At 45.6% G+C, this 9,700-nt stretch carries 12 protein-coding genes and 1 pseudogene; 6 read left to right on the top strand and 7 right to left on the bottom strand.

Annotated elements, in window-relative coordinates; all coding sequences use genetic code 11:
• Positions 1-482: pseudogene (locus RIM23_RS17945) on the bottom strand (photosystem II D2 protein (photosystem q(a) protein)); the annotation flags it as partial.
• A gap of 661 nt (positions 483-1,143) precedes the next feature.
• On the opposite strand from RIM23_RS17945, the gene RIM23_RS17940 reads away from it, so the two are divergent.
• Positions 1,144-1,710 carry a photosystem I assembly protein Ycf4 gene (locus RIM23_RS17940; RefSeq protein ID WP_446368519.1) on the top strand — a complete coding sequence of 189 codons (567 nt, stop codon included), beginning with the start codon at positions 1,144-1,146 and terminating at the stop codon, positions 1,708-1,710.
• A 131-nt stretch (positions 1,711-1,841) separates the two neighbouring features.
• Here the strand turns inward: RIM23_RS17940 and RIM23_RS17935 are convergent, their stop codons facing one another.
• Positions 1,842-2,918 carry a zinc ribbon domain-containing protein gene (locus tag RIM23_RS17935; RefSeq protein WP_446368518.1) on the bottom strand — a complete coding sequence of 359 codons (1,077 nt, stop codon included), beginning with the start codon at positions 2,916-2,918 and terminating at the stop codon, positions 1,842-1,844.
• A 193-nt stretch (positions 2,919-3,111) separates the two neighbouring features.
• Between RIM23_RS17935 and RIM23_RS17930 the strand changes: the two genes are divergently transcribed.
• Positions 3,112-3,897: a peptidylprolyl isomerase gene (locus RIM23_RS17930; RefSeq protein ID WP_446368517.1), complete on the top strand. Its 786-nt coding sequence runs from the start codon at positions 3,112-3,114 to the stop codon at positions 3,895-3,897.
• 138 nt (positions 3,898-4,035) lie between these two features.
• Positions 4,036-5,208, top strand: a complete 1,173-nt coding sequence (locus tag RIM23_RS17925) for a beta-ketoacyl-ACP synthase (RefSeq protein WP_446368521.1) — start codon at positions 4,036-4,038, stop codon at positions 5,206-5,208.
• 83 nt (positions 5,209-5,291) lie between these two features.
• Here the strand turns inward: RIM23_RS17925 and RIM23_RS17920 are convergent, their stop codons facing one another.
• Both RIM23_RS17920 and RIM23_RS17915 read right to left on the bottom strand, forming a co-directional pair.
• Positions 5,292-5,894, bottom strand: coding sequence for a hypothetical protein (locus tag RIM23_RS17920; protein WP_446368516.1), 603 nt, complete (start codon positions 5,892-5,894; stop codon positions 5,292-5,294).
• A gap of 445 nt (positions 5,895-6,339) precedes the next feature.
• The gene (locus RIM23_RS17915; RefSeq protein WP_446368515.1) at positions 6,340-6,561 is read right to left on the bottom strand and encodes a hypothetical protein; all 222 of its coding nucleotides are present in this window, start codon (positions 6,559-6,561) and stop codon (positions 6,340-6,342) included.
• A 420-nt stretch (positions 6,562-6,981) separates the two neighbouring features.
• Here RIM23_RS17915 and RIM23_RS17910 point away from each other — a divergent pair, with 420 nt between their 5' ends.
• Positions 6,982-7,524 carry a hypothetical protein gene (locus tag RIM23_RS17910; protein WP_446368520.1) on the top strand — a complete coding sequence of 181 codons (543 nt, stop codon included), beginning with the start codon at positions 6,982-6,984 and terminating at the stop codon, positions 7,522-7,524.
• A 153-nt stretch (positions 7,525-7,677) separates the two neighbouring features.
• Positions 7,678-7,833: a hypothetical protein gene (locus RIM23_RS17905; protein ID WP_446368514.1), complete on the top strand. Its 156-nt coding sequence runs from the start codon at positions 7,678-7,680 to the stop codon at positions 7,831-7,833.
• Positions 7,834-7,881: 48 nt separating this feature from the next.
• On the opposite strand, the gene RIM23_RS17900 is transcribed toward RIM23_RS17905, so the two are convergent.
• From RIM23_RS17900 to RIM23_RS17890, 3 genes are all read right to left on the bottom strand, one after another.
• Positions 7,882-8,256, bottom strand: a complete 375-nt coding sequence (locus tag RIM23_RS17900; RefSeq protein ID WP_446368513.1) for a type II toxin-antitoxin system VapC family toxin — start codon at positions 8,254-8,256, stop codon at positions 7,882-7,884.
• The gene (locus RIM23_RS17895) at positions 8,247-8,462 is read right to left on the bottom strand and encodes a hypothetical protein (RefSeq protein ID WP_446358204.1); all 216 of its coding nucleotides are present in this window, start codon (positions 8,460-8,462) and stop codon (positions 8,247-8,249) included. Before RIM23_RS17895 ends, RIM23_RS17900 begins: the two co-directional genes overlap by 10 nt.
• Positions 8,463-8,557: 95 nt before the next feature.
• A complete protein-coding gene (locus RIM23_RS17890) occupies positions 8,558-8,803 on the bottom strand; it encodes a helix-turn-helix domain-containing protein (protein WP_446368512.1) in 246 nt (81 codons plus the stop codon).
• A gap of 115 nt (positions 8,804-8,918) precedes the next feature.
• Between RIM23_RS17890 and RIM23_RS17885 the strand changes: the two genes are divergently transcribed.
• Positions 8,919-9,173, top strand: coding sequence for a hypothetical protein (locus tag RIM23_RS17885; protein WP_446368511.1), 255 nt, complete (start codon positions 8,919-8,921; stop codon positions 9,171-9,173).
• The last annotated feature ends 527 nt before the right edge of the window (positions 9,174-9,700 follow it).

Below are 9,700 nucleotides of genomic sequence, written 5' to 3'. Positions count from 1 at the left end.
GGATAGATCAAGAATACGCTGACAAATACCGCGATAGGTCCACTAAAGGCAATGGCGTTGTAGGGTCGAATTCCGACCACGCGGGAAATTTCAAATTGCCGCAGCATAAAGCCAATTAAGCCAAAGGCACCATGCAGGGCGGTAAATGACCAAAGCCCACCGATTTGACACCAACGGGTGAAGTCGCCTTGGGCTTCGGGTCCCCACAATAGCAGTAAGGAATGACCAAAGGTATCGGCGGGGGTGGAAACCGCAACGGTGAGGAAGTTACAGCCTTCCAAGTAGGAAGAAGCTAAACCGTGGGTATACCAAGATGTGACAAAGGTTGTACCGGTTAGCCAAGCCCCAACAGCCAAGTAGGCGCAGGGGAGCAGGAGTAGACCTGACCAACCGATGAATACAAAGCGATCGCGCTTTAGCCAGTCATCGAGTGCGTCAAACCATCCTCTTTGGCTGGGAGCGCGTCCGACAGCTATGGTCATCGTTTCAAATCCTCTTACATTAAGGGTTTACAAGGATTTTTCCCTTGACAGTTCCACAGCGATAGACTGGGAATTTTTGACACTCTCCCAACTTCAAGAAAGGAGATTCTATGGAAATTTCGTTCCATATATCCCGATCAACGGGTTCCCAGGCACACGACTCAAAGCCTTATGGGGCATCGTGTTATCTCCTAACCCCTGTTAATTCAGGGTTGGGCGTTTCAAACCTTCGCGGCTTGGGTTTCGCCGAGTCCCGGCGTACCTTAACTGTGAGAAAGTCAGTCGGCATGACTAACTTTGCCTGAATACAGGGTGTGCCAAGCACCCTAGCTTTACCAGCTCACCATTGAACTGGCGTGGACTTAATTTTTCTTAAACTATCATATTTTTACACGATTCATCTATTTTCGCTAGGGATAATCGGGGATTCAATGTTTCCATACCACAATAGTAGCGGGACAAAAATTTACAAATTGATACATCTGACTCAGAATTGCCACCGCTCAGCACAGGAGTCACTAAAAATGGCATAGTAATAGGCGAAGCGTATTTACGCCCATTCTGAAAGTGAAGCAACAGGATAATGTTTTCACCAACCTTGCCCTAAAAGAATTGTAAAGCTGTCTTATAAAGACAGGGTTTCAGACCTAAAGGAGTTTCTATGACAGTCACCCCAACCCAACAACAGAACCTTGTACTGCGTCAATCTGTTTTAGGTTCTCGGCGGTTGAGCAACTACTGGTGGGCGGTGGTTGCCTCGCTTGGCGGTACAGGATTTCTTTTAGCCGGACTTTCCAGTTATTTTCAGCTCGATCTCCTGCCCGTAGGTGATACCAGAGGTTTACAGTTTATCCCTCAAGGGATTGCCATGGGATTCTATGGTATTGCCGGTTTGCTCTTGGGACTCTACCTATGGCTAGTGATTTTGTGGGATGTTGGCGGCGGATACAATGAGTTCAACAAGGACACCGGGATGGTTAAAGTTTTTCGCTGGGGCTTTCCCGGCAAAAACCGCCAGGTAGAGTTTAGCTGCCGTCTTGAGGATGTGCAATCAATCAAAGTTGAGATCACAGAAGGGCTTAATCCCAGCCGCACTCTCTACCTGCGCGTAAAAGATCGCCGGGATGTTCCACTCACTCGTGTGGGACAGCCTTTGCCCCTATCGGAACTGGAAAACCAAGGTGCAGAACTCGCTCGTTTCCTCGCTGTCCCCTTAGAAGGACTGTAAGCTTTATCTATCAAAGATATATGAGTTAGCTTGAGACATCAGAAGCTGACTTTCGGCGGCAAGGGAAGCGTCTGATGCGTCAAAATGATTAAGTAGCGCAAGCTACAAGAAGGTAGGGTTAATAAATATGGTTATCCAAAACTTTGACATTTTGAACTTAAGTAGGAACGGAGACCATAAACTCCCGCCGAGCCTAAAAGCTCCAAGTTGTGTGCCGCATTGTGGTCAGCATGAGATTGGTAGCCACAATGAACACACTTAAACGAGTCACCTTTTCGGTTTCGTCTATCCCATCTGTTGCAGCTTGAACAGAACTGCGAAGTCTTAAAGGGGTCTTTCACCACTAGCTGAATCCCCTCCTCTTCGCACTTTCTCTCCAAAAACTGCACCAAAGTTCTATATAGCCAATGAGACAGCCGCCTGTTAAACAGGCGAGAGAACGTCCCTCGTTTTCCCTGTTTAACCTTTTTTAAGTCCTCAATACTGAGAACTTTTATTGAAGACCAATCAACTTGCTTCAGGGCATGACCCAACCGAGATTTTATTTCGGCGTGGGTATGCTTCTGACGCTTTTTAAACCCCTGAATTCGTTGATAAATATCTTCTCCAACTACCTGGGAGTCACTGAATACGACGCCGTTTTTGTAGTTGGAATCCATCCCCACTACCTGACCTGATGTTTTCAAGGGAGGTCTAACTTTCTCAAAGATAAAATCAATCCACAATCGCCCTTTCTTCAACCCCAGGCGGATCGTTTTAGAGAGTTGCCATCCCTGAGCTAACCGTTGATTGATGACTGAGGTGGACTTGAGCGGGATAACTAACTTGGGCGCTCCCGATCCGATCAGTTTGACACACCAATCAAAGCCCTTTTTTTTAAAGGGAGAGATGGTGAGGAAGTGGTAAAATAAGGTAACTGTGTGCCGTTTAAGTTGAGGTTTCCGTTTTCTCTCTTTTTTGTATCCAGAAGAAACACACTCACTTGCTTGTTTGGCAAGGGCTTGCCCCAAACGGGTGGTGATGCCAAACTTTTTCTTGGCTCGGTGAACGGTTGGCAGGTCAGCCAGTTTCCCCGAAAAATCTTGACGTTGCCAAAACAAGTCAACAAAATACTGCATAACATCGTGGCATTGAGCCAAAAATTCGCGCACAATTATAAACTTACCCACATTCAAATCATTCAGGTAAACCCTAGCTGTGCGTTTCATCAAATTTTTGTTTCTTTTCGATGCCACCATTGAGTTGTCATGTATGGGTAGTGGTCTTTGTACACCTGATGGAGAGATTGTGCCAGGGTTCACCCTCCCCCCCAAGAGCCCAGGCGGTTATTTTATGTCGTTTTGGATTGCGACTAAATAAAATAATAGCAAACAAAGTCAAACTATTGGAGAATTATTTACAATGCAAGTAATCGTCCGGCGCTGGTTCCTCGTTGTGGTAATGATTATTGCCGTAAGTCTTGGAGCTTGTAGTACGTCAAATGGGGCATCCCAAAACAGGACGGATTCCTCAACAGCAGCAACAAATGGGACGGCGGTAGCTCAGGTCACTAATCCTCAAATTAACAACTTACCCAAATTAGAGGGAAAAGCGACCGTCGTTTTAACCGTTAAAGATTCTCCGATTACCATTGAGGTTGATGGCACAAATGCCCCGATTACAGCAGGGAATTTTGTCGATTTGGTAGATCGGGGTTTTTATGATGGCTTAGTGTTTCATCGAGTGGTGCGTGAACCTCAACCCTTTGTGGTTCAGGGAGGTGATCCCCAAGGGAAAGACCCCAATGTTCCGGTAGAGCGTCTGGGAACCGGGAATTTTATCGACCCGAAAACTGAGCAGCCTCGTTACATTCCTTTAGAAATCAAGCCAAAGGATGCTCAAGATCCCATCTATAGCAAAACCTTTGAGCAAGCAGGCATGATTTCTGTTGATCCGCAGTTACGTCATACTCGTGGTGCTGTGGCGATGGCACGTTCATCGATGCCAGACTCAGCGTCGTCCCAGTTTTATATCGCGCTGGCGGATCTGCCTTTTTTGGATGGAAATTATGCGGTGTTCGGCTATGTTAAAAATGGCATGGATGTTGTAGAGACCATCCAAGTTGGCGATCGCATCGAGTCAGCCGAAGTCACCCAAGGGCTGGAAAACCTGAAACGACCTGAGTCTGAGACAAAAGAATCTCCTTAGTACACCGGGCTGGGCAAGGGAAGCCCAGGTGTAGGGGCGGGTTTTACGGATAAGGTTTTGGAGAAAACCAATAACTTAACTCGCGCCCGCCCTTCTAGAGCGTCGGTTCAGTCACCGCAGGAAGGTCAAAATTTGGGTTTGCATTCGGTTGTTATTACAGGTATTGGTCTAATCTCAGCATTAGGTGGTTTAGAACAGAGTTGGCTCCGACTGCTTAATGGTGAGTCGGGGATTCGTCCCTATCAACCCTTTCCAGAATTACCCGTTCGACCCTTGGCGCTAATCGATCGCGTACCAAGTTCCTTAACAACGTTGACTCAGTTCATCGTAGCCGATGCTCTCGCCGATGCCGATCTTCAGACACCGATGCCGAATTGTGGTGTGGTGATTGGCTCGAGTCGTGGCTGTCAGGCGTCTTGGGAAGAGTTGGCAAGAGCCGCAGCAGAGCCGGGAAGTGGCGGGGTAGGGAAGCTATTTTCTCGTCCCCATTCCCCCTGGTTCAAGGGAGAGACTTGGTTAGAGACATTGCCACACCAAGCCGCGATCGCAACGGCTCGTCAAATAGGCTCTAGGGCACCTGTAATCGCACCAATGGCAGCTTGTGCAACGGGAATTTGGGCGATCGCACGGGGGTTTGAACTCATCCAAATGGGTCAATGCCAACGGGTTGTTGCGGGTGCGGTGGAAGCCCCGATTACCCGGTTAACCTTGGCAGGATTTGACAAAATGGGGGCTTTGGCAAAAACAGGGGCTTACCCCTTTGACCAACGACGAGACGGTTTAGTGTTGGCAGAAGGCGGGGCGGTTTTGGTTTTGGAGTCAGCAGAATTGGCGTTAAGTCGTGGTGTGCCAATTTATGGGCAAATATTAGGTGTTGGATTCAGTTGTGATGCTTACCATGTTACTACGCCAAAGTCAAGCAGCAAGAGTGCGATAAGCGCAATCCAGCAATGTTTAAACCGAAGTCATCTTTCCCCAACTGAAATTGACTATATTCACGCTCATGGTACAGGGACTCGGTTAAACGACGAAAATGAAGCCCAGTTGATCGAGTATTTGTTTCCCCATGGAGTGGCAGTAAGTTCAACCAAGGGAGCCACGGGTCATACCTTAGGTGCTTCTGGCGCGATGGGTATCGCGTTTTGTTTGATGGCACTTAAAGATCAGATATTACCGCCTTGTGTGGGATTGGGCAAACCAGAGTTTGATTTAGATTTGGTGACCCAAGCACGTCGGCACAACGTTCGCCAGGTATTGTGTTGGAGTTTCGGTTTTGGGGGTCAAAATGCAATTGTGGCTTTGGGGCAGTAGCGCTTCATGAGCCTCAAACTCTTACCAATGATAAATGATAAATGACGATCCTCACCGTTCACATTAACCCCTGCTGAGGAGACTTATTCATTTTGGCTTTGATTTTCTGCGGTCAAGGAAGTTGGATTACTCATTTGCAGTGCCGTTTCCGTATCCGTACCCGTCTTTTCCCAAATTGCCTCTAACACAGAATTTTCATCCAGTCCAGCGCTCATGTAAGCTAGATTTTCGCTGGCAACGGCTGCCTTCGCTTGAGCAGCGATGTCGGGATATTTTTGGAAGACGGCTTGGAGGACTTGATCTCGGCATTGGAATAGTTCATCATACCCAAAAACGCGATCGCACTCCCAGAATTGAACCGCTAATTGATGTCCGGCTAACGCTGATTTAACAGTAGCTAGAATCTCAGCGTCCCCGTAGGCATTTTCGACAATGGGTGTCAGATCATGTATATCTTCGCCATATTCTTTGGGATGAATATCACCTTCAATTTTGATTTTGATCACACGCAACTCCTCAAGCGCCGTTTCCAGAGGCGGTGGGATGACGGGGGGTGAGGTTTTATTGGCGATTTTTGCCGAACGCTTGGCATTTGTGTTTTCTGAACGCACGGATAGTATGCTCAGTACACAGCCTACGAGTAAGGTAACTGTCATGAAGATCAGCGCTAATTTCTTAAATTGCATCTGTCAAACTATTAAAATAAATGGATTAAAAACCCGCTTGAGTTTATTATTCCCAAGTCCCTAGCCGAAAATCACCAAAGCCATTTTAAGTAAACGAGTTTTAATCTTTAGGCTAAATGCTGAAAGGAGGATGGCACAATTCTAACATCATGTTTGCGCCATGTGGTAACTTTATTTTTGCTCAAATTTATTCTTAAATTTTAAAATTAATGAATTTAATCTAATTTTATTTTTCATAAAACTATTAACTATTTTTTAGTATTGAAAATATATAGTGGATTTCATGGAGGTTAAAATATTATATAAAATATATGAGATATTATAAGAATACTCTTCTATCTTCTGCCTGTTTAAGAGTAATAGCGGTGGGTATTCCTTCCGGAGTATCCCCTTAAAGGAAATGAGCATCCCTGCCAACAGGCTTAGGCATAAGGAATGAGACTTATCAGTGTGTGACGCTAATACCAGCGATTGCCAGCTTCTTGATTACCATTGGCGCTAGCACAATTAACACCTTGAGCCACACAGGGGCAAGAACGAGGCTAACAAACAGGCAAATCATGGCGGTAAAAACTGCGGCTAGCTGGACGATTTCTTCTGTCGTGTTAACAACCACACAAACTGCTGCGAAGGTGATTGTTAAGGTTATCAATAAAACCAAAAGCATAATAACTTACCAGGGTAGATACGATTGAGCGATGGTTTTCGTTCCTTTGCCTGATAAGACTTATACCTGTCTCTCCACTCTCGTTTTGACTGGCGACTGGGTTCTGATGCGAGGAACAATCAACCATCCCTTCTCAACGACTACAAATTTTTAGGTGGGAGTGTCAAGAGTTATCTAGGGTTTCACACAAGCTTCATGAAAGCTTCATGAAGACCTCATGAAAGCTTAATAATAAGATTAATGGTAGCCAACTGGAATCTCAACCCTTGGCTAAATCCTATCGAGTTTCATCCCCAAGTTAGTTGCGCGATTACCCAAAGGATAGTTTTGAACTGACAAATGGAAATAAGTCCTAGAGGAGAGGTTAGATCTAGGCTCTTAATCTTACAATCTATGAAGAATCAACCCACAGAGCTATCCATGATTATCTCTACCGATGTCCAGATCCCCTTTTCTCGTTCCATTGTCTTTGCCACCTACCGTGACAGATTAATGGAGTTAATTCCCTATATGACTAATGTTCGGAACATTGAGGTGAGGTCTCGTTATCAAGAAAATGCATGTATTCACACCGTCAATGAGTGGCACGGTGGTGGCGAGATTCCAGCCCCTGTGAGAACACTGCTCAGCAAAGATATGCTGAAGTGGACAGAATATAACACCTGGAATGAGTCAGATTATACTCTGGCATGGAGTATCAAGACTCACGCCTTTACCGAAGCCGTCCACTGCGCTGGCAAGAATCGCTTTTTGAATGATCGTGGTCAGACGTTGATTGAGAGTCGTGGCGAAATAAGGATTGATCCCAAGCGGATTCAGGGAGTCCCACCGTTACTAAAAAACAAGGTTGCATCAGTGGTTGAGGATTTCTTGAGCAAAAAAGTTGAACCCAACTTGCTACAGATGAGCGAGGGAGTACGTCAATACCTAGACCAACAAACGATTAAATACAAACTTGCTTAGATGGGTTTTAGGGTTATGACGCAGGTTATCTTTTGTTAACCCATGTTGGCTGAGTTAGCCCTGAATAAAAATTTACTGCTAGCAACTATTCCGCATCTACGGAGTCATAAATCGCGTTGAAAATGGAACAGCAACCCTTAAGGTTAAAGTGAGTTGGAAGATGAACAAGTAGAAACGGTTGTCAAGCCTGATGAGTTGGGAACAGGCAAAGCGGGACAGTTGCGATCGCGGCGGCTGAGGATGGTATTATCCAGGGTACGGGGTTTTTTGTCTTGTCTGACGGTTATTTGCTTACTTGCGCCCATCTGATGGAAGCCGATGGGGGATGGGAACAGGTACGAGTGCAAGGGAAATCCGTCACCTTATCTGCACTGAGTGAGTGGGAATTTCGCTCAAATTAGCCAATCTCACATCATTGGTAAACAATCTTGCATTTAAAAATTGTGCAGTTGCAGCAATTATTGCATCAAGAAGCCTCAGTCTGTATTGTTTGCGAAATGTAATTGCTAAATCTTTTATACTACTCTCCAGTTCCACCACTGTAATCTTAGCTAAGAAACCCCGAATCTGTACTTCTTCATCTGAACTGAGACTGGGATAGGATAACAATTCAATTTCACTAATCACTGACACAAAATACTGTCCTGACGGTAACGGGTTGGTTAAACGCCCTCCTAAGAAGTACAAAACTACATTCGTATCCAATAAAATTAAATTCTGCGTCAATGCCACTCATCCCTCATTTGCTGCTGATACTCCAAAGGGTCTTGAGTTAATTGAATCACACCTGCATACTGGTTTAAATTAAATTCTTGTTTTTGTTGTAATTGATAAGCCTCTAATAGTTGCTCAATTCTCTGCCAATCCTGATAATCAATCAACACCGCAACAGGACGCATCGCTTCATCAGTCACAATTTTTTTCTTAAAACTGAGCATAATAGTCCGCTTCATAACAACGTCTAACGTTTCTATCGTAGCTCCAAAGCGAATCGCTGATGGTAGGAGTGTGGGGGTGCAGGAGTCGCTTTCCTTCAGTCTTCCTGATCACTCTTGAGGAAATCACCCACGTACAATCGGATAAATTCTGCTGCTGCATCAGGATTGAGGCTATGAAGTGCCTCAGCAATCTGCACCACGGTTTCAGCCGTGGGATCTCTTTTCTCGTGATACCACTTGAAAATTATCGAACGATCAACTCCCAAAGTTACGGCTAGCTTGTTTTGACTGATGCCGTATGTGTCTAATGTTTGCCTGAGAGCTTGTCCCGCTTTTCCCATGCCTCTAATCGTGTCAGAGGATGGTGAGCAAGTAAATGTTGTCTTATGCGACCACATTTTGCTAGATTGAATGTAGTCTACTGAGACCACACTAAATTCAACTAGGTGAACTCAAATGCAAGCGTACTTTGTGCCGAATGACAATCAATTGCCCTCTGCTGAGGTTTCTATTCAGGCTTCCACTGATCCGGTTTCCGGGAAAGAATTTATTAAGGTGATGGTTATCGGTTCCCGTAAAGGGATCAACTGCATTATCAAAACGCTGCATCGCTTACGGTTTGCCGAGGTAAGGGAATGGAGTCCACCGATTCCTTATGGTGCTTCGGGAGAAATGATGAGTCTTTTGAGGCGACAGATCATGGTGGATTGAATCGTAGGTGTGATTCCCTGGCGCGATCGCTTAGCTTCACGCGCTTTGGGGAGGGTAAGCGGAAGGCGCGATCGCTTGGCGATTTCATATCGTAGTGAAGCGACGGTTATAATAGGGTATGGCAATGTTCCCTACCACAGCTTAGGGATAATTAATTGGGTAAAGAGCGCTCTCTACCTAACATAGGAAAACTATGGACAACGTATTGGCGTAGCACACCTAATTTGACGGATTAACCTTGCATGAAGGAACCGTAGGGGCACCACCCTTGCGCCTGATTCAATGATCAAATCTATTCCACCATTTTAGCTGTGTCAGTCCAGTAGGTTGGGTTGACGCCTCCTGCCAAGAAAGTCTAGGCTAAAGCCCTGACTACGAACCTCCCTTTGAACAGACCCTAACTAATTGCAAGCAATCTAGTTAGGGATTCTCCCCTGCTGTTACCACGAAGAGCCGCTGTTCTCGGTGAATACCAGGAACTTCTGCCAAGGCATTCCTCCTCGCCATTTCTGAATCGGAGTTAAGAC

It is taken from the genome of Coleofasciculus sp. G3-WIS-01 (assembly GCF_040223135.1).
In the GTDB taxonomy this organism is placed as follows: Bacteria; Cyanobacteriota; Cyanobacteriia; order Cyanobacteriales; family Coleofasciculaceae; genus Coleofasciculus.
The sequence above is the reverse complement of the archived record's forward strand: the minus strand, read 5'-3'. Positions and strand labels throughout refer to the sequence as shown.